Source organism: Pseudomonas laurylsulfatiphila (genome assembly GCF_002934665.1).
Taxonomy (GTDB): Bacteria; Pseudomonadota; Gammaproteobacteria; order Pseudomonadales; family Pseudomonadaceae; genus Aquipseudomonas; species Aquipseudomonas laurylsulfatiphila.
On sequence record NZ_NIRS01000001.1, the window covers coordinates 24,834 to 46,930 of the forward strand.

16 protein-coding genes are annotated in these 22,097 nt (G+C 62.2%); 4 read left to right on the forward strand and 12 right to left on the reverse strand.

Annotated features, from left to right (window positions below):
* Positions 1–8: 8 nt before the first annotated feature.
* From selB to fdnG, 6 genes are read right to left on the reverse strand one after another with little or no spacing between them, the layout of a single operon-like run.
* The gene (gene selB, locus CD175_RS00125; protein ID WP_104447157.1) at positions 9–1,916 is read right to left on the reverse strand and encodes a selenocysteine-specific translation elongation factor; all 1,908 of its coding nucleotides are present in this window, start codon (positions 1,914–1,916) and stop codon (positions 9–11) included.
* A complete protein-coding gene (gene selA / locus CD175_RS00130; RefSeq protein ID WP_104447158.1) occupies positions 1,913–3,343 on the reverse strand; it encodes an L-seryl-tRNA(Sec) selenium transferase in 1,431 nt (476 codons plus the stop codon). Before selA ends, selB begins: the two co-directional genes overlap by 4 nt.
* A gap of 51 nt (positions 3,344–3,394) precedes the next feature.
* Positions 3,395–4,321 (reverse strand): formate dehydrogenase accessory protein FdhE, encoded by a 927-nt coding sequence (gene fdhE / locus CD175_RS00135; RefSeq protein WP_104447159.1) that lies wholly within the window; start codon positions 4,319–4,321, stop codon positions 3,395–3,397.
* Between the two features lie 3 nt (positions 4,322–4,324).
* Entirely contained in the window at positions 4,325–4,990 is a 666-nt protein-coding gene (locus CD175_RS00140) for a formate dehydrogenase subunit gamma (protein ID WP_104447160.1), read from the reverse strand.
* Entirely contained in the window at positions 4,987–5,922 is a 936-nt protein-coding gene (gene fdxH, locus CD175_RS00145) for a formate dehydrogenase subunit beta (protein WP_007970080.1), read from the reverse strand. Before fdxH ends, CD175_RS00140 begins: the two co-directional genes overlap by 4 nt.
* Positions 5,923–8,988 carry a formate dehydrogenase-N subunit alpha gene (gene fdnG / locus CD175_RS00150; protein ID WP_146094538.1) on the reverse strand — a complete coding sequence of 1,022 codons (3,066 nt, stop codon included), beginning with the start codon at positions 8,986–8,988 and terminating at the stop codon, positions 5,923–5,925. It lies immediately after the preceding gene.
* A 355-nt stretch (positions 8,989–9,343) separates the two neighbouring features.
* On the opposite strand from fdnG, the gene CD175_RS00160 reads away from it, so the two are divergent.
* Both CD175_RS00160 and CD175_RS00165 read left to right on the forward strand, forming a co-directional pair.
* Positions 9,344–10,498 carry a MalY/PatB family protein gene (locus tag CD175_RS00160; RefSeq protein WP_104447163.1) on the forward strand — a complete coding sequence of 385 codons (1,155 nt, stop codon included), beginning with the start codon at positions 9,344–9,346 and terminating at the stop codon, positions 10,496–10,498.
* A 151-nt stretch (positions 10,499–10,649) separates the two neighbouring features.
* Complete coding sequence (locus CD175_RS00165; protein WP_104447164.1) at positions 10,650–12,011, forward strand: cation:proton antiporter; 1,362 nt, start codon at positions 10,650–10,652, stop codon at positions 12,009–12,011.
* On the opposite strand, the gene CD175_RS00170 is transcribed toward CD175_RS00165, so the two are convergent.
* Genes CD175_RS00170 through CD175_RS00180 form a run of 3 tightly spaced genes read right to left on the reverse strand, consistent with a single transcriptional unit; the run spans position 11,989 to position 17,811 of the window.
* Entirely contained in the window at positions 11,989–13,908 is a 1,920-nt protein-coding gene (locus tag CD175_RS00170) for a hybrid sensor histidine kinase/response regulator (RefSeq protein ID WP_104447165.1), read from the reverse strand. The two genes, CD175_RS00165 and CD175_RS00170, sit on opposite strands and share 23 nt — an antisense overlap.
* 16 nt (positions 13,909–13,924) lie before the next feature.
* Positions 13,925–16,210, reverse strand: coding sequence for an ATP-dependent DNA helicase (locus tag CD175_RS00175; RefSeq protein ID WP_104447166.1), 2,286 nt, complete (start codon positions 16,208–16,210; stop codon positions 13,925–13,927).
* Positions 16,207–17,811 carry a VRR-NUC domain-containing protein gene (locus CD175_RS00180; RefSeq protein ID WP_240628900.1) on the reverse strand — a complete coding sequence of 535 codons (1,605 nt, stop codon included), beginning with the start codon at positions 17,809–17,811 and terminating at the stop codon, positions 16,207–16,209. The genes CD175_RS00175 and CD175_RS00180 overlap by 4 nt, the downstream gene beginning before the upstream one ends.
* 259 nt (positions 17,812–18,070) lie before the next feature.
* Here CD175_RS00180 and CD175_RS00185 point away from each other — a divergent pair, with 259 nt between their 5' ends.
* Together CD175_RS00185 and CD175_RS00190 are read left to right on the forward strand one after the other, a co-directional pair.
* Positions 18,071–18,295, forward strand: a complete 225-nt coding sequence (locus tag CD175_RS00185; protein ID WP_104448051.1) for a YgdI/YgdR family lipoprotein — start codon at positions 18,071–18,073, stop codon at positions 18,293–18,295.
* Positions 18,296–18,433: 138 nt separating this feature from the next.
* Positions 18,434–19,105 carry an MliC family protein gene (locus CD175_RS00190; protein ID WP_104447168.1) on the forward strand — a complete coding sequence of 224 codons (672 nt, stop codon included), beginning with the start codon at positions 18,434–18,436 and terminating at the stop codon, positions 19,103–19,105.
* 45 nt (positions 19,106–19,150) lie between these two features.
* Here CD175_RS00190 and CD175_RS00195 read toward each other — a convergent pair whose 3' ends face one another.
* The 3 genes from CD175_RS00195 to CD175_RS00205 are packed head-to-tail and all read right to left on the reverse strand — an operon-like array spanning position 19,151 to position 22,072.
* Complete coding sequence (locus CD175_RS00195) at positions 19,151–20,236, reverse strand: polyamine ABC transporter substrate-binding protein (protein ID WP_104447169.1); 1,086 nt, start codon at positions 20,234–20,236, stop codon at positions 19,151–19,153.
* Between the two features lie 44 nt (positions 20,237–20,280).
* Positions 20,281–20,622 carry a cupin domain-containing protein gene (locus CD175_RS00200; RefSeq protein ID WP_015095054.1) on the reverse strand — a complete coding sequence of 114 codons (342 nt, stop codon included), beginning with the start codon at positions 20,620–20,622 and terminating at the stop codon, positions 20,281–20,283.
* A 43-nt stretch (positions 20,623–20,665) separates the two neighbouring features.
* On the reverse strand, positions 20,666–22,072 hold the full coding sequence (locus CD175_RS00205; protein WP_104447170.1) for an NAD(P)/FAD-dependent oxidoreductase: 1,407 nt from the start codon (positions 22,070–22,072) through the stop codon (positions 20,666–20,668).
* Positions 22,073–22,097 lie beyond the last annotated feature (25 nt).

The window sequence follows — 22,097 nt, forward strand, 5'->3', positions numbered from 1 at the left end:
CCCCTGAATCAGGGCTCATTGCGCTGGGCCAACGCGTTGTCCGGGCGAACCTGGCGACGATCGCCAAAACGCCGGGTCAGGCCGATGCGGTCGAAGTACTCCAGTATCTGGATACTGCGCTTGCGCCCCAGGCCCACCGCATCACGAAACGCCGCCACCTGGATCACCGGGTTGGCGTCGGCCAGTTGCAACAGCATAGCCGCCAATCGGCGAATCATGCCGTCGGTATAAAACAGGTCGCGCACCACTTGGTGCATCAGCCCCAGGCGCGCCATTTTGCGCAGCAACCCGCGCACGGCCGCTTCCTCATGCCCCAGGTCGCGCACCCACGGCGAGTCGAAAGCGGCCTGTTCGAACAGCGGTTGCAATTGCAGCCACAGGGCTTCGTCCTCTTCGCTCAAGCGCACCTGGTGCCCAGGCAGGTGCAACCACGGGCCACTGCTGGCGATGTCGCCGCTGGCCAGCAACTCGTCGAGCAGGCTGACATATGTCCCACGTTCTTGAGTGCTGCCGGCAAATCGGCGCAAGCGATCCCGGTCCGGCCCCATCTGGTCCGGTTCGAGTTGATGAAAGCGTGCGAGGTGTTCCAGCACGGCGGCCTTCAAGGCCTGCCAACGGCTGGCACTGAACAGCAACGCGCCCTGGCGGGTGTCGATCAAGCGCACGTCAGCGGGCAACACCCAACGGCTGCGCGGTCGGTTGAACTGCCGCTCCAGGCGCTGCGGATCGAGCCCGGTGTCACTGTGGGCAAGCAATGCCGGCAAAATATCCTCCAGCGTCGTGCTGCTCGCCAGTGCCACCAACTGCGCCAAGCGTTCGGGGCTGCGGCGTTGCCGAGTGGGTGCAAACGGATCGAGTACCCGACCGCCCCCCAAGGTACGTTGGGCACTCTGGTCGCGCAGGATCAGCCGATCGCCGTTCACCGCGTGCACCGGCGTATTGAGCAGCAGTTGTGCAAACATCCGCCCACCGGGCGCCAGGCTGGCGCCTTCGAGCAAGGCGACTCTGCCGGTGACGTCCTGGGTGCCGAGGTGCACGTGCACCGGTTGAAAGTGTTCGAAGGCCCGGGATTCGCCGGCAAGCAACTGCATGTCGATGTCCAGGCGCTGGGTCGGCGCGTACAAGCCGTCGGCCAGCAACCAGTGACCGCGATGGATGTGCTCCAGGGCCAGCCGCTCGGCACTCAGGTTCAACGCCACGCGCTGGCCGGCACAGGCGCTGTCGGCGGCCTGGTTTTGCGCGTGCAGGCCACGAATGCGCACCGGTTTACCTTGTGGACCCAACAGCAAGGTATCACCCACCGCGACCTGGCCGGACAGCGCCGTACCGGTCACCACGATACCGGCCCCGGCCACGCTGAAGGCCCGATCGATCGCCAGGCGAAAACCGCCTTCCGTATTGCGCTGCGACACTTCACGCTGGGCATCGAGCAACGTCTTGCGCAAGGTTTCGATGCCCTCGCCGGTCACGCTCGACAGTGCAATCAGCGGTGCATCGGCATAGGGTCCGGGTGCCAGCAAGGTACGGATCTGCTCACGCACGTCTTGCACCCGGGCGCTGTCGACCCGATCGCACTTGCTGATCGCCACCAGCGCCCGCGGGATGCCAAGCAACTCGACGATCGCCAGGTGCTCGCGGGTCTGCGGCATCACCCCGTCATCGGCGGCCACCACCAGCAACACCAGGTCGATGCCCTGCGCCCCGGCCAGCATGTTGTGGGTGAAGCGCTCATGGCCGGGAACGTCGATGAAACCGGTCAGTGGCGCCTCCGGCTCCAGCGCGGCATACAGGTAGCCGAGGTCGATGGTCATGCCGCGCTCACGCTCCTCCCGGCGCCGGTCGCCCGCCTGGCCCGTCAGCGCCTGGAGCAGCGCCGTCTTGCCATGGTCGATGTGTCCTGCGGTGCCGACAATCACCCTGCCCGGCCCTCTACCTGCAATTGATCGAGCTGCGTCAGCCAGGCCGGTTCGTCGTCCAGTTGCCGCAGGTCCAGCCACAGGGCGTCATCGTCAATGCGCCCGAGCACCGCAATCGGCAAGGCGCGAAAGGCCTCCTCCAGATTCAGCAAGGATCGCCCGCGTAAACGCTTCGACGTGAGTGGGCGAATACACAGCGCCGCGCTGGCCAGCCGCGCCACCGGTTGGCTGCCGCTGCCGATCATGCCCAGTGACGGCATGGCGCTGACGCTCCAGCCGTCACCCAGCACGCGGGCCAGCGCCGGCTGCAAGCGCTCAGCCTGGGCGAGGATATCGGCCTGTGGCCGGGTCAGCAGGCGCAGGCTCGGCAGACGCTCGGCCAGTCGGTCCGGGTTTCGGTATAGACCCAGCACCGCTTCCAGGGCCGCCAGGGTCATTTTGTCGACCCGCAGCGCGCGCTTGAGCGGGTTCTTCTTGATCCGGGCGATCAGTTCCTTGCGTCCAACAATCAGCCCGGCCTGTGGGCCGCCGAGCAGTTTGTCGCCACTGAAGGTCACGATGTCCGCGCCATCGAGCAGCGCCTGGCGCACCGTCGGCTCAGCGGGCAGCCCCCAGCGGGTCAAGTCCAGCAGGCTCCCGCTGCCGAGGTCTTCGAGCAACGGCAAGCCATGCCGGTGTGCCAGTTGCGCCAGTTCGGCGGTCGGCACGCTCGCGGTGAAGCCTTGAATGCTGTAGTTGCTCGCGTGCACTCGCATGATCAAACCGCTGCGCGGGCCGATGGCAGCCTCGTAGTCGCGGGCATGAGTGCGGTTGGTGGTGCCGACCTCGACGAGCTTCACCCCGGCGCGGGCCATGATGTCGGGAATGCGGAAGGCGCCGCCGATTTCAATCAGTTCGCCCCGGGAAATGATCCCTTCCTTGCGCGCACCCAGGCTGTTGAGGGTCAGCAGAACCGCGGCGGCATTGTTGTTGACCACCGTCACCGCTTCGGCGCCGGTCAACTCGCGAATCAAACCTTCGATCAGGTCGTCGCGATCGCCGCGCTTGCCGCTGCGCAGGTCAAATTCCAGGTTGAGCGGATAACGTGCGGCCATTTGCACCGCCTCGATCGCTTCTTCGGGCAACAACGCCCGCCCGAGGTTGGTGTGCAGCACCGTGCCGGTAAGGTTGAACACCCGCCGCACATGGCTGCGATGCTGGATCGCCAATCGCTCGCCGACCCGGCCTGCCAACACCTCGGCGCTGACTTCTACAGGGTCGAGCAAGCCCTGGCGTGCCCCTTCGCGCAACTCATCCAGCAACAGCCGCAAGGCACCCAGCAAGGCGTCGCGTCCATGACGCTCGGCCAGCGGCCGGCACGCCGGGTGACGCAACAGACTGTCGATGGAAGGTAGACGCAGGGATTGGCTGGCACCGCGTGCAGACATCTGGCACTCCTGAAAACGAATGACCCTCGCGCCAGAGTGTAGACGCTGCGTTTATTCGTCTCCCGGCGCCAGCAGCAGATTCGGCGCCAGGCGCTGATAACCGTCCTGGGCCAGGCGCATGTCGAGCATCAGGCTGGACAGGTCTGCCGACAACGCTTCGGCATCCGCATCGTTTTCCAGATAGAGCAACTTCAGATAGCTGTTGCAACCGGGGCAGACTTCGGCGCGCAACGGCGCCTGGTTGGCGGCATGGCGATCATCTTCAAGGCTGAGGTATTCCAGGCCCTTGCTCTGCTCGCAATACACGCACTTGACCCGCACTACGTGCCACTCGCAGGCACACAGCGAACAGACCAGATAACGCAAGCCATTGTGCTTGCCGCGATGGCGGATGACCCCGGCCATGGCTGGCGAGCCACAGGCCGGGCACTGGCTGAGGCTATCGCCGGGTGTCAGTGCCAGGTTCGGCGTACTCAACAGCCAGTGGCTCCAGGCCGTTTGCAGCGCCGCACCGAGAAACGGCACCAGCGCCGCCGGTACCAGCGAATACTGGCCGCTGACCAGTGCCACCGCCCAGGCGCGGCGTTGCCCGGCACCGGCCAGGCGCAAGGTGTCCACGGCTTCGGCCACGGCGGATTGTGGCGGTGCGCCATAGCGCTGCAACAAGGCATCGAGGTAAAGCTGCCAGTCGTCTTCGCGCGCCAGACTGTCGGCCGCAAAGGGCGGCAAGCCGTGCTGCTGGCACAATTCGATGCGTTGCCGGTCCAGAGGCTCGCCAAGCGGCGGATCGTCCAGCACCTGTTGCTGCACCCGGCACAACCCGGCAATCAGGCGCAGGTAATCGGCCAGCGGGTGCCCTTCGGCCAGGGTTTCCAGGCGCAGGGCGCGCAGGCTGAACAGGTTGGGCGGTGGCAAGTACAGAAACGGCGGCGAACTGGCTGCCGCTTCGATTTCTCCAGGTTCGAGGATGGTTGGCAAATGTCAGCCCTTTTTGGTGATCGGTCGCGTAGGCGCTTCGTCGCGCGTCTCATCTTGAGTCACTTGGCGATACCAGAGTTCGTGGTGCTTCCTGGCCCAGCCGCGGCTGACCCGGCCGTGCACCATGGCGCTGACCGAGCCTTTGATCCAGATGCCGGCGTAGATGTGCACGATGATGCTCAGGATCAGCACGAAACCGGCCAGCGCATGCAGCAACATCGCCCAGCGTATCGCGGTGATGCCGAAATACTCGCTGAAGTAGGCACGCCAGATCACCAGCCCGCTGAACAACAGCACCAACATGCACAGCAGTAAAGTCCAGAACAGCAGCTTCTGCCCGGGGTTGTATTTGCCGATGGGCGGGACGCCCTCCTCTTCATTTTTCATCACCCGGTCGATGCGCCTGAGCCACAGCCGATCGTTGGCGATGAAGTAGTTGGCGCGCCAGAAGCGAAACACCAGGCCAAGGAACAGCAGGAACATCAGCACGCCCATGAACGGGTGCAGGATGCGCGTCCATGGGCCGCCGCCGAACAGGTTGCTCAGCCAGAACAGCGCCGGGTGGAACAGTGCCAATCCGGACAACCCAGCCATGAAGAACAGAATCGCCACCAACCAGTGATTGGTGCGCTGATTGCTGGTGTAGCGCAGGATCGTCTTGTTGCTCATGGCCTGCCCTCCCCACGGGGATCGAAGGTATGCACCGACGGATCGACTTCGTGCACGGCGTTGTCCGGCGGCTCGGGATGTTCATCCTCTTCGACAATTTGCGGGCCGACCCGCACGTAGTGGAAGAACCCGGCCAGCACCGCCGCGCCCATGGCCAGCAGCGCCAGGGGTTTGCTGATGCCTTTCCACAGCCCTACCAACGGGCTGATCGCCGGGTGATCGGGCAAGCCGGCGTACAGCCTTGGCGTATCGGCGTGGTGCAGCACGTACATCACGTGGGTGCCGCCGACGCCTTCGGGGTCGTACAGGCCGGCGTTTTCAAAGCCGCGGCTTTTCAGATCAACGATGCGTTCGGCGGCGTGCTCCTTCATGTCGTCCTTGGAGCCGAACACGATGGCACCGGTCGGGCAGGTTTTCACACAGGCCGGTTCCAGGCCGACCGCCACCCGGTCCGAGCACAGGGTGCACTTGTAGGCCTTGTGATCCTTTTGCGAGATCCGTGGAATGTTGAACGGACACCCGGTGATGCAATAGCCGCAACCGATGCAGTGGTCCTGATCGAAATCGACGATGCCGTTGGCGTGCTTGATGATCGCCCCGGGGCTGGGACATGCCGCCAGGCAACCGGGCTCGGCGCAGTGCATACAGCCGTCCTTGCGGATCAGCCACTCCAGGTTGCCGGCGTCGGTCTCGTGCTCGGTGAAGCGCATCAGCGTCCAGGTTTCGGCGCTGAGGTCCTGCGGGTTTTCGTAGGTACCGTGGTTGTGGCCGACCTCATCGCGCAGATCGTTCCATTCCGAGCAGGCAACCTGGCAGGCCTTGCAGCCAATGCATTTGGTGGTGTCGATCAGCTTGGCGACTTCCTCCATGCCGCGCACCGAGGGCGCGGGTGTGGTGGTGGCCGAGCGGGCAATGATGTCTTGGCTGGCCATTTAGACTTTCTCCACGTTGACCAGGAATGACTTGGATTCCGGGGTCTGTGTGTTGCCATCGCCGAGGAACGGCACCAGGGTGTTGGTCAGGTAACCGTGCCGCGTGAGCCCGGTGAAGCCCCAGTGCAGCGGAATGCCGATCTGGTGCACCACCTGATTGTTGACCTGCAGCGGACGAATCCGCTTGGTCACCACCGCCACCGCTTCGATGAAGCCACGCTTGCTGCTGACCCGTACCCTATCGCCTGCGACGATGCCTTTTTCCTTGGCCAGCACTTCGCCGATTTCCACGAACTGCTCGGGCTGGACGATCGCGTTGAGCTTGCAATGCTTGCTCCAGAAGTGGAAATGCTCGGTCAGCCGGTAACTGGTGGCGGCGTACGGGTAATCCTTGGCCACGCCGAGGGAGTCCCAGACCGAATCGAAGATCCGTGCTGCCGGGTTGCTGGTGGCTTTCTTGTTTTGCGGGTGCAGCGGGTTGATACCGATCGGGGTTTCGAACGGCTCGTAGTGCTCGGGAAACGGGCCTTCGTTCATCTTGTCGACGGCGAAGAATCGCGCCACGCCTTCGGGGTTCATGATGAACGGGTTCATCCCGGCTTCCGGCGGCACGTCGGCCTTGTAGTCCGGCACATCGGTGCCGGCCCAGGCTTTGCCGTTCCACCACACCAGGCGTTTTTTCGGATCCCACGGCTTGCCTTGCAGGTCCGCCGAGGCGCGGTTGTAGAGAATCCGCCGGTTGGCCGGCCAGGCCCAGGCCCAGCCCTGATGCTGGTGCATGCCGTACGGGTCGTTGTTGTCGCGGCGGGCCATCTGGTTGCCCAGTTCGGTCCAGCTGCCACAGAAAATCCAGCACCCGGACGCCGTACTGCCGTCATCCTTGAGCTGGCCGAAACCGGCCAGTTGCGTATTGGCCTTGATCGCCGCGCCGGTGGCGTCGGTGAAGTCGGTCGTCGCCGAACCGTTGATTTCCTTGGCCAGTTCCTCCGGCGAAGGTTCGTCGGGGATCTTGTACGGCCACGTCAACTTGAGCAGCGGGTCGGGATACTTGCCGCCATCGGCCTGATAACGCTGGCGCAGGCGCAGGAACAATTCGCTCATGATCCGCACGTCGGTGCGCGCTTCGCCAGGGCCGTCGGCGCCTTTCCAGTGCCATTGCAGCCAGCGGCTGCTGTTGACCAGCGAACCGTCCTCCTCGGCAAAACAGGTGGTGGGCAGGCGGATCACTTCGGTCTGGATGTCGGCGCTGTTCACGTCGTTGTACGGCCCGACCTTTTGCCAGAACTCGGAAGTCTCTGTGGCCAGTGGGTCCATCACCACCAGCCATTTCAGCTTGGCCAGCGCCGCCATCACGCGGTTTTTATCGGGCAGCGCGGCGATAGGGTTGAAGCCCTGGCACATGTAGCCGTTTACCTTGCCTTGCCCCATCAGGTCGAACACCTTGAGGATGTCGTACTGGGGGATGTCCAGTTTCGGCAAGTACTCGTAAGCCCAGTTGTTCTCGGCGGTGGCGTTGGCGCCGTACCAGGACTTCATCAGGCTGACGTGGAACTTGCTGTAGTTCTGCCAGTAGGACAGTTGCCCAGGCCGCAACGGTTTCTGCGTGCGCTTGACGATGTAGGCGTTGTAATCCTGTTCGGCATCGCCGGGCAGCGTGAGGTAGCCCGGCAGTGAGTTGGACAACAGGCCCAGGTCGGTCAGCCCTTGGATGTTGGAGTGCCCGCGCAAGGCGTTCACGCCGCCGCCCGGCATGCCGACGTTGCCCAGCAACAGTTGCACCATCGCCGCGCTGCGGATCATCTGCGCGCCAATCGAGTGCTGGGTCCAGCCCAGCGCGTAGAGGATGGTCATGGTCTTGCCCGGCGTCGAGCAAGTGGCGATTTCTTCCCAGATTTTCTGCATGGCATCGACCGGCATGCCGCAGATCTGGCTCGCCAGTTCCCGGGTGTAACGGCTGTAATGCTGCTTCATCAACTGATAGACGCAGCGCGGGTCCTGCAGGGTCGGGTCGACCTTGGCAAAACCGTCTTCACCGAGCTCATAGCCCCAACCGGATTTATCGGTGTAGAGGCGCTTGGCCGCGTCGTAGCCGCTGAAAATCCCGTCCTCGAAGCCATAGCCGGCTTTGACGATGAACGACACGTCGGTGTAGTTGCGCACGTACTCGTGCTGGATCTTGTCCTCGGTCAGCAGGTAGTTGATCAGCCCGCCCATGAAGGCGATGTCGGTGCCGGTACGGATCGGCGCGTAATAGTCGGCCACCGAGGCGGTGCGGGTAAAACGCGGGTCGACCACGATCAGCCGCGCCTTGTTGTGCGCCTTGGCTTCGGTCACCCATTTGAAGCCGCACGGGTGCGCTTCTGCTGCGTTGCCGCCCATCACCAGAACCAGATTCGCGTTGGCGATATCGGTCCAGGTATTGGTCATGGCACCACGGCCGTACGTCGGGGCAAGACTTGCCACCGTCGGGCCGTGTCAGACACGCGCCTGGTTATCAAACCCCAGCATGCCGAGGCTGCGCACCACCTTGTGGGTGATGTAGCCCGCTTCATTGGACGCCGCCGATGCCGCGAGGAAACCGGTGGTCAGCCAGCGGTTCACCGTCTGCCCCTGCTCGTTCTTCTCGATGAAGTTGGCGTCGCGGTCGGCCTTCATCAGGTTGGCGACGCGATCGAGGGCTTCATCCCAGGAGATGCGCGTCCACTCGGTGCTGCCGGGCTTGCGCACCTGCGGGTATTGCAGGCGGCCGGGACTGTGAATGAAATCCAGCAGGCCCGCACCTTTGGGGCACAGGGTGCCGCGGTTGACCGGATGGTCGGCGTCACCTTCGATGTGGATGATGTTTTGCGCGACATTCTTCGCCGCATCGCCCTGGCTGTACATGATCAAGCCGCAACCGACCGAGCAATACGGGCAGGTGTTGCGGGTTTCATGGGTGTGGGCGAGCTTGAAATGACGCACCTGTTCGGCAAAGGCAAGCGTCGGGGCCATGCCCAACGCACCCAGGCTAGAGCCTGCAAGGCCGATACCGGCGACCTTGAAGAACTGACGACGGCTGAGATCCATCGTGCACTCCTGATCAGGTGGAACCCGGTACATGGCCGGGCTTTTTCGAACAACCACGGTCGCGGCAGTCTGGCTGCCGACAGTTGAACTTTAGTCAATGCTGTCGAATCTGCGATGAAACCCGACCGTCGGGCGTTAGTCGGCGTTCACGGCTATTGGCACAAAACCTGTGGGAGCGAGCTTGCCCGCGAAGGCGTAGTGTCAGCCAACACTCATGGTGGATCTGCCGGCCCCTTCGCGGGCAAGCCCGCTCCCACAGGGGGTATGGTGTCAGTCATCGCGAGCAGGCTCGCTCCTGCAAGGATTGGCGCTTATCATGGCCGGCATGATTAACCGGCCTTTACGAGATTTGCGCATGACTTTCGATTTTGATCAGGTGTTCGACCGCCACAATACCGGCAGTACCAAGTGGAGCCGCTACCCGGCGGACGTGTTGCCGATGTGGGTCGCCGACATGGATTTCGCCGCGCCGCCGGTGATCATCCAGGCCCTGCAAAAACGACTGGAACACCCGATGGTCGGTTACAGCGTGGCCCAGGATGAGCTGCGCGAGGCTATCGTTGCCGACCTCTGGAACAAATACGCCTGGCGTGTCGAGCCGCAGGCGTTGATATTCCTGCCGGGCGTCGAGTCGGGCTTTAACATGGCATTGAAAGCCCTGGTACAGCCGCCACAGAACGTCGTGGTACAGGTGCCGAACTACCCGCCGCTGCGCCACGCCCCCGGACATTGGGGCCTGAACAAGGTCGAGCTGAACTTCGATGCACAAGCCGATGGCACCTACAGCACGCCGCTGGATACCCTGAGCCAGTCGCTGCAAGGTGGTGGCGCACTGCTGCTGAGCAATCCGCACAACCCGTTGGGCAAAGCCTTCCCCCGCGCAGAGCTGCAAGCCATTGCCGACATTTGCCTCGAGCATGATGCCTGGATCATTTCCGACGAGATCCACGCCGAGTTGTGCTTCGACGGCCGCCAGCACATTCCGATGGCCACGCTGAGCCCGCAAGTCGCCCAGCGCACCATCACGCTGATGTCAGCGAGCAAGGCCTACAACATCGCCGGCCTGAAGACCTCGTTCATGATCATCCAGGACCGCCAGCTGCGCGAGAAGGTCAACCACGCCCGTTGCGGCATGGTCGACAGCGTCAACCCGCTGGGCATGGAAGCCACCCGCGTCGCCTACAGCGAGGCCGCGCCATGGCTGGCCGAACTGAAGGTCTACCTGCAAGGCAACCGCGATTTTCTCGCCGAAGCGGTACGCACCCGCCTGCCGGGCATCACCATGAACCTGCCGCAAAGCACCTACCTGGCGTGGCTCGACTGCACGGCACTGGGGCTGGAAGACCCGCAGCAGTTCTTCCTCGAACAGGCCAGGGTCGGCTTGAGCGCCGGCCTGGACTTCGGCGATGACTGCAAGCAGTTCGTGCGCCTGAATTTCGGCTGCCCACGCTCGCTGCTCGAAGAAGGCATCGCGCGGATGGAGCGCAGCTTGCGCCATCTCAAGGCCTGATCCAGCCCCTCGACAACGACCGGGATCCCTGTGGGAGCGGGCTTGCCCGCGATGAACGCCAGCGCAACGCGTTTATTCAGACAGAACGCGTTATCGTTTACGTCCATCGCGAGCAAGCTCGCTCCTACAAGGTTGTTTCGAGATCCGGACCATGAGCTTCATTACCTGGGTGGCGGTGTTGGGGGCTGTGTTGCTGACGCTGGCGCTGACCTCGTCGTACCTGCGCTGGTTGCCGGTCACCACTTCGGCGGTGTGTCTGGTGCTGGGCGTCGCCATCGGTCCGGCGGGCCTGGGTCTGCTCAGGCTGGATATCAAGGATGCCGCCTTCTGGATGGAGCATCTATCGGAAGTAGCGGTACTTTTTTCGCTGTTTGTCTGCGGGTTGAAGTTGCGCCTGCCCTTGGGCGATCGCCGATGGCGGGTGGCATTTGCCCTGGCGGGACCGGTGATGATCCTGACCATTGCCGGTGTAAGCCTGTTACTGCATTTCGGGTTTGGGTTCCCGTGGGGGCCGTCGCTGTTGATCGGGTCGATTCTGGCGCCCACCGATCCGGTCCTGGCCTCTCTGGTACAGGTCAGCGATGCCAGGGATTACGACCCGGTCAGGTTCGGGCTTACCGGTGAAGCCGGTTTCAACGATGGCATTGCATTCCCCTTCGTCATCCTCGGCTTGTTGTTTCTGCAACACAGTGACAATACAGGTGCCTGGCTCGACGACTGGGCATTCAGGCAGTTGCTCTGGGCCGTGCCCGCCGGACTGCTGACCGGTTACTGGATGGGGCGCGGCATTGGCCGCCTGACCTTGTTCATGCGCATCAAGAATGCCGACAGCACCTTCTCACCCAATGATTACCTGGCCCTGGCCCTGATCGCACTGGCCTATGTCGTGGCCGAAACCATCCAGGGCTACGGGTTTCTCTCGGTGTTTGCCGCCGGCCTGGGCTTGCGCCAGGCCGAGGTCAAGACAAGCGGTGACACCCAGGCACCGGCCGAACATCTGGTCCAGGCGGTGGTCGGTCATCAGCATGTCGAACCCGAAGCGGCCGTGGCCGGCAATGTGGATCACCTGGAAGACACGCAAGTCGCTGCCGGGATCATGATGGGCGACATGCTGTCGTTCGGCAGCCTGGTGGAACGGGCCATGGAAGTGTTTCTGGTCACCTTGCTCGGGGTCGTGCTGGTTGCACACTGGGACTGGCGGGCGCTGGTGCTCGCACTGGTGCTGTTCGGGATGATTCGCCCGCTGGCGGTCTGGCTGATGCCCTGGGGTTCGCTGCTCAATGGCCCGCAACGCTGGTTGATCGGCTGGTTCGGCATTCGCGGCATCGGCAGTTTCTACTACCTGTTCTACGCCTTGAACCACGACCTGTCGCCTTCGGTGGCCACCTTGTGTGCCGACCTGACGCTCTCGGTGGTGGCCCTGAGCATTCTGGTCCACGGCATCAGCACCCAGCCGATGCTGGCCCGCTATGAACAGCACAACCGCCGCGTCACTTCATCGCCAAGGCAATGACTTCCACCAGGTTGAGCTGGGTAAAAGGTTTCGACAAACGCGGCAGATGGGCGGCAAAGCCTTCGAGCCGTTCGGCATAACCGGTGGCGAGGATGATCGGCACGTCCGGTCGCATGCTCCTGATGGCATTGGCCAGCTGTGCCCCACTCATCTGTGGCATGGCCATGTCGGTGATGACCAGATCGATCTGCGATTGACTGTTGAACAGTTCCAGCGCCCTGGCACCGCAAGGCGCACTGATGACCCGATGCCCGAGGTCCTCGAGCAGCAGGCAGGTGCTGGTCAACACCAGGCTGTCATCGTCGACCACCAACACGCGCAGGCCTGGTCCCGTCACGGCCGGCGCTTTGGCGACCGGTTTGACGGGCGAATCCCCGGTGGCGACCGGCAACCAGAGTTCGGCGGTCGTGCCATGGTCCTTCTGGCTTTTGAGGATGAATCGTCCGCCCAGTTGTTCAATAAAACCGTGAACCATCGACAACCCCAGGCCCGTGCCTTTACCGACGCCCTTGGTGGTGAAAAACGGGTCCATCGCCGAGACCAGCGTGGTTTCATCCATGCCCTCGCCGGTATCGGCAATGCTCAGGCAGACGTAACTTCCCGGGGCCAGGGATGAGGCGGCGCTGTCGGCCACTTCACGGTTTCTGGCGCTGAAGCTGATGGTCCCGCCGTTGGGCATGGCGTCACGGGCGTTGGTGGCCAGGTTCAGTACGGCCAGTTCCAGCTGATTGAGGTCCGCCAGCACCGGTTCGAGATCTTCGGGAAAGCGCGTTTCGATTTTCACCGAAGGCCCCAGGGAACTGCGCAACAGCCCGGAAATGCCTTCCACCAAGGCCGGTATCCGCACTGGTTCCGACTTGAGCTCCTGGCGTCGGGCAAACGCGAGCATGCGCTGGGTCAGGGAAACGCCGCGCAAGGCACCCTGGGTTGCGTTGTCGATCAAGCGGGTTATTTTGGGGTTGTCCGTCACCCGTTTGCGCACGATTTCCAGATTGCCGAGGATCACCGTCAGCAGGTTATTGAAATCGTGGGCGATCCCGCCACTGAGCTGGCCGATGGCCTGCATTTTCTGCGCCTGGAACAAGGCCTCCCGGGTTTGCTCCAGCACCTGCTGCGCATGCGTGACGTCAGTGATATCACGGGTAATCTTGGCAAAACCGAGCAAGGTGCCGGTGTCACCCCAGATCGGATCGACGATGACGTGTGCGAGGAACCGCGTACCGTCCTTGCGCATCCGCCAGCCCTTGTTTTCAAAGCGCCCTTCACGCTTGGCAATGTCCAGCGTCCTTTGTGGCTCGCGGGCTTCGCGATCCTCCGGGGTATAGAACATCGAAAAGTGCTGGCCAATGACTTCTTCCGGCGAGTAACCCTTGATGCGCTGGGCGCCAAGGTTCCAGTTGCTCACGCGTCCGTCCGGCGAAAGCATGTAGATCGCATAGTCGGTAACGCTCTGCACCAGCAGGCGGAACTGCTGTTCGCTTTGCTTGAGGATTTCCTCGGCCACCCGGCGATCAGTCAGGTCGCGGGTGATCTTGGCGAAACCCAGCAAGGTGCCCGACGGGTCGAAGATCGGATCGATGACCACATGGGACCAGAAATGGGTGCCGTCCTTGCGCACCTGCCAGCCTTCGCCCTCGAAACGCCCTTCATCAAGCGCCGTGTCCAGTGTCCGCTGGGGCAAGCCGGCCCGGCGATCCTCATCGGTGTAGAAACGCGAGAAATGCTCGCCGAGGATCTCGGCCTCTTCATACCCCTTGAAACGCCTGGCGCCGGCATTCCAGCTGGTAATGACGCCGTCCGGATCAATCATGTAGATCGCATAGTCGATCACCGCATCGATCAATAGCCGAAAACGACCGTCTTCGATGGCACTGACCTTGGTTCGATCTTCGCTCATGGATCCCACCGCCTCATTATTTCTCTGGAGTATGCGTCATACCGGGAATTTGGAAAGCCCACCAACGCGGCAACAATTGTTTGACCTTGCTCTCGCCAAAACGGTCGTCGATCAACATCACTACCCCTTGATCCTGTTGCGTACGGATGACCCGTCCGGCGGCCTGTACCACTTTCTGTACGCCGGGAAACAGATAGGTGTAGTCGTAACCGGCGCCAAAGATGGCGGCCATGCGCCGTTTCAGTTGCTCGTTCACCGGATTGAGCTGGGCCAGCCCCAACGTGGCGATAAATGCGCCGATCAACCGGGCACCGGGCAAGTCGATGCCTTCACCAAAGGCCCCGCCCAGTACCGCAAAGCCGACCCCCTGGCCGTCGGCGTGGAATTGGTCGAGAAACTGCTGGCGTTGCGCTTCGCCCATGCCTCGGGACTGCGACCACAGGCTGATGTGCGGATGTTTCTCGGCGAGTAGCTGCGCCACCTGCTGCAAATAATCGAAACTGCTGAAAAACGCCAGGTAATTACCGGGGCGCTTGCAGAACTGGCTGGCGATCAGCTCCACGATCGGTTCGAGAGAGGACTGGCGATGCACGAACCGCGTGGAGATCTGGTTGACGATGTGCACTTGCAGTTGATCGGCATGAAACGGCGACTCGACATCGATGCACACCGTGTCCGCCGGCGTTCCCAGTAAATCGGCGTAATAGTGCCGGGGGCTGAGGGTCGCGGAAAACAGTACGGTGCTGCGCGCGGCAGTCAGGCGCGGGCGGATGAACCCTGCCGGTACCACGTTGCGCAGGCACAGTTGCGAGAGATTGCGCTTGCGTTCTAGGTCGCGCTTGCTGATGTCGAACAGGAACTGCTCATCGAACAGTTCGGCCACCCGGCAAAACTGCAGCATGTCGAAGTAGAATCCTTGTAGTGCGCTGTCCAGCCCTTGTGGGTGATCGTTCAGGTAGTCACCGATGCTGGCGCTGCACGATGACAGTGCCTGAAGGAGTTTTTCCGGCGGCTTGTCATAGGCTTGATAGGCGCCGGTTTGCGCGTCATGCAGGGCATTCCACTCGCGGTTGATTCGCTGCATCGGCTTTTTCAGCACGTCGGGCGCGGTTTTGCGCACGCCGTTGAAGGTCGCCTGATCGAGGCTGGCGCTGTACATCTGCCGGCCGCGCTCCACCAGGTTATGCGCTTCGTCGACCAGCACCGCGACCTTCCAGTGATTGGCCTGGGCCAGACCGAACAGCAAGGCGCTGAAATCAAAGTAATAGTTGTAGTCGGCAACCACCACGTCGGCCCATCGCGCCATTTCCTGGCTCAGGTAATACGGACAGACATCGTGTGCCAGGGCCACCTCGCGCAAGGCGCCCTGGTCCAGCAGGCTCAGTTGACTGGCCGCCTGTCGCGCAGCCGGCAGGCGATCGTAGAAACCCCGGGCCAGTGGGCAGGACTCGCCGTGGCAGGCTTTGTCCGGATGTTCGCAGGCCTTGTCCCGGGCAATCATCTCCAGCACCCGCAACGGTGGCGCATCGGCACTGGCCAGCAACACTTGCGCGGCGTCCAGGGCCAGCTTGCGTCCCGGGGTTTTCGCCGTCAGGAAGAACACTTTGTCCAGCTGCTGCGGTGCCAGTGCCTTGAGCATGGGAAACAGGGTGCCCAGGGTCTTGCCGATGCCCGTGGGCGCCTGCGCCATCAGGCAGCGCCCTGTGCTGACGGCCTTGAACACCGACTCGGCCAGATGGCGCTGCCCCGGCCGAAAATCGGCGTGGGGAAAGGCCAGGCGCTGCACCGCGAGATTGCGCCCGTCACGGTGGGCGACTTCCTGTTGCGCCCATTGCAGGAAGCGCGCGCATTGCCGCTCGAAGAACTGTTGCAGCTGCGCGGCCTCGAAGGGCTCGACCAGGCAGGTTTCCTGTTCGCTGACGATGTCGAAATACACCAGCGCCAGGTTGATCCGCGGCAGATCCCGTTGGCGGCACATCAACCAGCCGTAGATTTTCGCCTGGGCCCAATGCAACTGACGGTGGTTGGCCGGTTGTTTGCTCAAGTCACCGCGGTAGGTCTTGACCTCTTCCAGGCAGTTTTGCCCCGGGTCATAGCCATCCGCCCTGCCCTTGACCGTCAAGGTCTGATACTGGCCCTCAAGGGCGACTTCACTTTGGTAACCCTCGCTGCGTCGCGAGGCCACCGTGCGGTGCCCGACAATGCCTTCCAGCGCGGTGGGCGACGGCGTGAAGCGCAGGTCGAGGTCGCCGGTCTTGGCGGTGAACTCACACAGCGCCCGCACCGCAATGCTGTAGCTCAAGCGTCCTGCTCCGCCCATTGCACGTAACACACGGCGATGGGCATCTGGTGTTCGTGGCAGAACTCCAGCCAGCGCAACTGGTTGTCCTGCAGGCGGTCGCCCGGGCCCTTGACTTCGATCATGCGGTAGGTCTTTTGCTGCGGCCAGAACTGGATCAGGTCCGGCATGCCGGCGCGATTGGCCTTGATGTCCAGCAAGAGGCGGTTGAACCAGTGCCTGAGATGCTCGGCGGGGAGGCAATCGAGGGCTTGCTCCAGCAACTCTTCGCTGAGCACGCTCCAGAACACGAACGGCGACTGCACGCCCCACTTGGCCGCATAACGTTGGCGGATGGTCTGCCGGTAGCGGCCGTCTTCGAGTTCAGCCAGGCACGCCTGGAACAGTTCGGCCCGGCGGGCCTGGAAGTCTTCGCTGAGCAAATCCACCGGCCCGCGCTGGAACGGGTGAAAAAACGCACCCGGCAAAGGCGCGAAAATCGCCGGCCAGCACAACAGGCCGAACAGCGAATTGATCAGACTGTTTTCGACGTAGTGGATCGGTGCCGAATCCTCAGCCAGATGCGCCTGAACGTAAAACTCGACCGACACTGCCGGATCGACTCTTGATAGTTGCAGGTCCAGACGCTGCATTTCCCGAGGCGCCGCCCGCTTGATGGGCGGCCCGCCGAGCTTGCGCCGCAGGCGGGGCAGCACGCGGATCAACTGCTGGTGTTCGGCGGCACTTTCCGGTGCTTGTTCGGCCTGCTCGGCCAGATCCAGCGCCAACTCGAACTCCCCGCTGCGCTCCAGCACGCGAATGAGTCGCGCACGGGCCCCCGGATAAGCGCATTCGCGGTAGAGATCCAGGGCCATGGCGAAATCCGCGATGCGTTCGCAATACTGGCCCATCTGGAACAACAGCTTGCCGCGCCGGCGTTGCAACCAGGGATTGTCCAGCGCCAGGCCCTTGATGCGCGCGGCCACCTCTTCCAGCGCTTCACCGGCTTCGAACTGTTGCTGGTACGCGTGCAGGAGGACACAGGCATCCACGTCTTCGCGGCTGCGCAAGCCGCGGGACTCGGCGCTGAATTCGACTTTTTCGTAGGTGTAGATACCCAGGTCCGCCAGCACGAACTCCGACCAGTCCTGATACAGGTTGCCGAAGAACATCAGGCGCAGGCGATCGCACAACTCCATGATGGTCAGGCTGAGCAGGCGCTCATCCAGCCACGGGCACCAGTCGTTGAAGCTTTGCGCCTGGGGAAATTGCTCGCTCAGCGCGGGCAGCCAATCGGTTTTCCTGCCTTTGGGTTGATCGATGACGGCGCCGAAGGTCTGGAGGATTTCACCCTTGAGCAGCAGTTCGAACAGTTCCTCGACCGCCACCGGCATACGCTCGTCGACCCAACCGAGTGTCAACAGCGGGCTGGTGGCGCTGAGGATATCGCCGATTTCGTCGTAATGCAGTTTGCCGGCCCTGAAATGTATGCCCTTGCGCATGACCATTCTGACCAGCAGTGCCTGCGATTCACGGGGTAACCGCTTAAACTCATTAATGAAACTCAGCTCGTCGACGCTCAGCACATCGGCAAAGCGCTGCTCAAGCCAATCAAGCACTTGCATGAAGTTGTTGAGGTAATAGAACGGATCGTCGAGAGGATTTGCAGTCACAGGAAATGGGCCATGGCGAGCGAGTACTGGTTATGCGTACAGATAACAGTTCCGCCCTGCCCGGTGCAATCGGAAAAGGATAAATGGAGGTGCTGTACGGAATATTTCCCGGGCAGTAGAACTTTCTGTCCCCTGGCGGCACCAACCGCCATAGGCATGCAGTGACAGGCACGAATGTATGGCACTGCTTCAAAACGAACGGGAGGTGATCATGGACATCAAGACTTTGGGTTTACCCCTGGCCGCAGCGGCCCTGCTGATGCTGGCCGGCTGCTCGACGCCGACGGTGGTGACCCTGCAGAACGGCACTCAGTACCTGACCAAGGACATGCCGAATACCCGGACCAAGGACGGGTTCTTCGAGTTCGAGGACATTTCGGGGGCGAAGGTGAAAGTCAGGGCCGACGAAGTGGCGACGATTCGCGAGGAAGACTGACGTTTCTCCTGGCTCGATGTGGCAGGTTTCGAGCACTGCCTTACACTCGATAGACCCCATGCGACCGAATGACTGTGCAACGCTTCGACACGATGCGTTGCAATACGGGCATCACGTAAAGATTCAGGTGACGCCGAAATGAAAATGGTCACGCCACTTCTGGCCTCTCTGCTCGCCATCAGCGCATGCGTGACTGCGGGTGTGTGTGAAGCCGCGACAAAGGCAAAGCCAAAACCCTTGCCAACTTACAAGGCCAGTTTCGATTGCACCTCGCCCCAGGCATCCGCCGAAAAGCTTATCTGTCACGACGCTCAGCTGGCGCGTATGGACCTGGAACTCAACCGTCTTTATCTCCTGGCGCTCACCGACGAACATTCAGTGCCGCGCCCGAATAAAGTCGAGATAGATCAAAGGTTCTGGATGGAGTCCCGTAACCGGTGTGGTGCCGGGCCGCAAGCCAAGACGTGCGTCATCGCCAGTTATGCCGAGCGTGCGTTCCAACTGCGTCAGGGTTCGGCCATTGCCAGAACCAAGGACCCGAGCCGGCTCACCGAAGGCCCCTTGGCTTATCGTTGCGCAGGGTTTAACGCATTGGTGGCCGCGACCTTCTTTACGGTCGAACCGGGCGTGGTGTTCCTGAAATGGGCCAACTCCTCGGTGACGCTGAACCAGGTGCCGAGCAATTCCGGAACCCAGTACACGGGCAAGGATTACAAAGGCAGCTACAGCTTCTGGCAAATCGGCGATGACGTTTTTTTCCAGATACCCGGCTCAGGCCAGATGAGTTGCGCAGCCGAGCCGGTCGGCTGATAAGGATGGCAACGGGACATTCTGTCCCGTAGCCTGACCAGGTCTTCAACTGCCGGTGCGAATCTTGTTCCACACGCGCGTGCGGACCCGGTCGATGTTCAATGGCATGGCTTCCAGGGCAAACAGTTTTCCCATCATTTCCGGACTTGGGTAAACCTTGGTGTCGTTCTTGATCGCCGGGTCGATCAGGCTGTCAGCCTGCTCGTTGCCATTGGCGTAATGCACGTAGTTGCTGACGCTGGCCATGACGTCCGGGCGCAGCAGATAATTCATGAAGGCGTATCCGGCCTTTTCGTCCGGAGCATCGACCGGCATCGCGACCATGTCGAACCAGATGGCGGCGCCTTCCTTGGGAATCGCATAACCGATGTCGATACCATTGTTGGCTTCCCTGGCGCGGTTTTCCGCTTGCAGGATGTCGCCGGAGAAACCGACCGCGACGCAGATGTCGCCATTGGCCAGGTCACTGGTGTACTTGGACGAGTGGAAATAGCTCACATACGGCCGCACTTTCAACAGCAAGGCTTCAGCCTTCTTGTAGTCGTCCGGGTTCTTGCTGTGAGGCGGCAACCCAAGGTAATTCAATGCGGCCGGCAGCAGTTCGGGACCGTTGTCGAGGATGGCCACGCCACACTTCTGTAACTTCTGCATGTTCTCGGGCTTGAAAATCAAGTCCCAGGAATCCACCGGGGCGTTGTCGCCCAGCACCGCCTTGACCTTGGCAATGTTGTAGCCGATGCCGGTGCTACCCCACAGGTACGGGAAGCCGTGCTCGTTGCCCGGATCGTTGGTCTGCAAGGCCTTGAGCAATACCGGGTTGAGGTTTTTCCAGTTCGGCAACTGGCTCTTGTCGAGCTTCTTCAGGGCGCCACCCTCAATCTGCCGCGCCATGAAGTGGTTGGACGGAAACACCACGTCGTACCCGGATTTGCCGGTCATCAGCTTGCCATCGAGGGTCTCGTTGCTGTCGTAGACGTCGTAGGTGAAGCCGATGCCGGTTTCTTTCTGGAAGTCTTTCGTGGTGTCCGGCGCGATGTAATCCGACCAGTTATAGATTTTGACGGTTTCGGCCGCCTGACTGATCGATGCAACCAGCAGCAGCGGAGCCAGGGTCAGTGTCTTTCGGAGCATGAGTCGATTCCTGTAGGTTGTTTTTGTTGGCAGGCAATCAAGGATCAGAAAATCAGGACGTAGGTCTTGCGCACGGTTTCCTGGATGTCCCAGATACCGAGGCTGTTGGCCGGCAACATCAGTGCGTCGCCGGCTTCGATGTGCAGCGGCTCACCGCCGTCCGGGGTGAAGGTGCAGCGGCCCTGGATGAAGTGGCAGAATTCCTGGGCGACGATCTGCCGCCGCCAGCGCCCCGGGGTGCATTCCCAGACGCCGGTCTCGACGCCGTCGTCGCGTTCGACGCTGGTGGTCGAAGCCACGGCCACGGGCGTGCCCAGGGGCACCGCGACCGGGTTGGACTCTTCCAGTTTCAGGGTTGCGGTGTGCTTGAATTGCGTGATGCTCATGGGAATACCTGTCGATATGGCCTGTCGATGAAGAGCGCGCCGTTTAGTGCATGAAACCTTCCATGAAACCGGCCACCCCGCTCGCCAGCTTGCGCCGCCAGGGCGCGGTAGCCGGGTTGGCCAAGGTCTGGTCCTCATGGACAAAGCTGCGGATGATTGCGTTGTAGCCGAGCCAGCGGATCGGTTCCGGCTCCCAGGCCCTGAGCGCGTCGAGGCCCCGCTGCGGGAGGACCCACGGCTGGCGCACCAGATCGGTGTCGCGCCCCAGGATCAGGTCGGCGAGCGTGCGTCCACCGAGGTTGCTGGCGCCAACGCCCTCCCCGCCGTAGCCGCCGGACAAGGCGATGCCTTTGGCCCGGTCACAGAGCATGTGCGGCTTGAAGTGCCGGGACATGCCCAGGTTGCCGCCCCAGGAATGAGTGATCTGCACGTTCTTCAACTGCGGGAACAGCTCGCCGAACAGGTAGCGCCGCAGGTCTTTTTCATCCGTGGTCAGCTCGAAGTCGTGGCGCAGTTTGCCGGCGAACTGATAGCCGCCACGGGCGCCAAAGATCAAACGGTTGTCAGCGGTGCGCTGGCCGTAGGTCACCTGACGACTGGCCTCGCTGAACGCCTGACCACGGCTCAGGCCGATTTCATCCCAGGTGGCCGCCGACAATGGCTCGGTCGCGACGATCAGGCTCTGCACCGGCATCTGATAACGCCCCAGGGGCGGCAAGGTGACGGAGTAGCCTTCTACTGCCGGAACGACCCAGTGACAGCGCACCGACGCTTTCGCCGTGCGCAGGCTGCCGGATTGCCAATGGGTGACCGGGCTGTTTTCGTAGATCCTGACCCCCAGGCGCTCCACTGCCCGGGCCAGCCCGCGTACCAGCTTGGCCGGGTGGATGGTCGCCACGTGCGGCGCATAGATGCCGCCATAGGGTTTGGCGACGCGGATCTGCTGTGCCAGTTGTTCCGGGCTCAGCCAGCGATAGTGGTTGTCGTCGAGGCCCTGGCGATGGAGATCGTCCAGGTAGTGACGCAGGCTGGTCGCCTGTTCCGGATAACGCGCAGCGCAATACAACACCCCGCCTTTACGGAAATCGCAGTCGATGCCCTCACGTTCGAGGACAATCTCCACTTCATCCGGAATGCCATGCAACAAATCGTAGGAAGCGCGACGCTCTTGGGCCGATAGGCCGGCCAGCAGGCGGTCTTCACCCAGCAAGTTGCCCATCAGCCAGCCGCCATTGCGCCCCGACGCACCGAAACCGGCAGTCTGTGCTTCGACAATGGCGATGTTCAGCTCCGGTTTCTGCTGCTTGAGGTAGTACGCGGTCCAGAGACCCGTGTAGCCGGCGCCGATGATCGCCACGTCCACATCGAGGTCCCGTTCCAGCGCCGGACGCGCCAACAAAGGCTCGTCGAGCTGGTCCATCCACAAACTGATAGTGCGCCACGCCGGCATGCAAGACTCCGCCACTGAAAAACTT

What these genes read in the sequence shown, in the direction of transcription:
- selA (WP_104447158.1), bottom strand. Translation starts at nt 3,343, where the DNA reads ATGTCTGCACGCGGTGCCAGCCAATCCCTGCGTCTACCTTCCATCGAC.
- CD175_RS00140 (WP_104447160.1), bottom strand. Translation starts at nt 4,990, where the DNA reads ATGAGCAACAAGACGATCCTGCGCTACACCAGCAATCAGCGCACCAAT.
- fdxH (WP_007970080.1), bottom strand. Translation starts at nt 5,922, where the DNA reads ATGGCCAGCCAAGACATCATTGCCCGCTCGGCCACCACCACACCCGCG.
- CD175_RS00160 (WP_104447163.1), top strand. Translation starts at nt 9,344, where the DNA reads ATGACTTTCGATTTTGATCAGGTGTTCGACCGCCACAATACCGGCAGT.
- CD175_RS00165 (WP_104447164.1), top strand. Translation starts at nt 10,650, where the DNA reads ATGAGCTTCATTACCTGGGTGGCGGTGTTGGGGGCTGTGTTGCTGACG.
- CD175_RS00170 (WP_104447165.1), bottom strand. Translation starts at nt 13,908, where the DNA reads ATGAGCGAAGATCGAACCAAGGTCAGTGCCATCGAAGACGGTCGTTTT.
- CD175_RS00180 (WP_240628900.1), bottom strand. Translation starts at nt 17,811, where the DNA reads ATGCAAGTGCTTGATTGGCTTGAGCAGCGCTTTGCCGATGTGCTGAGC.
- CD175_RS00185 (WP_104448051.1), top strand. Translation starts at nt 18,071, where the DNA reads ATGGACATCAAGACTTTGGGTTTACCCCTGGCCGCAGCGGCCCTGCTG.
- CD175_RS00190 (WP_104447168.1), top strand. Translation starts at nt 18,434, where the DNA reads ATGAAAATGGTCACGCCACTTCTGGCCTCTCTGCTCGCCATCAGCGCA.
- CD175_RS00195 (WP_104447169.1), bottom strand. Translation starts at nt 20,236, where the DNA reads ATGCTCCGAAAGACACTGACCCTGGCTCCGCTGCTGCTGGTTGCATCG.
- CD175_RS00200 (WP_015095054.1), bottom strand. Translation starts at nt 20,622, where the DNA reads ATGAGCATCACGCAATTCAAGCACACCGCAACCCTGAAACTGGAAGAG.
- CD175_RS00205 (WP_104447170.1), bottom strand. Translation starts at nt 22,072, where the DNA reads ATGCCGGCGTGGCGCACTATCAGTTTGTGGATGGACCAGCTCGACGAG.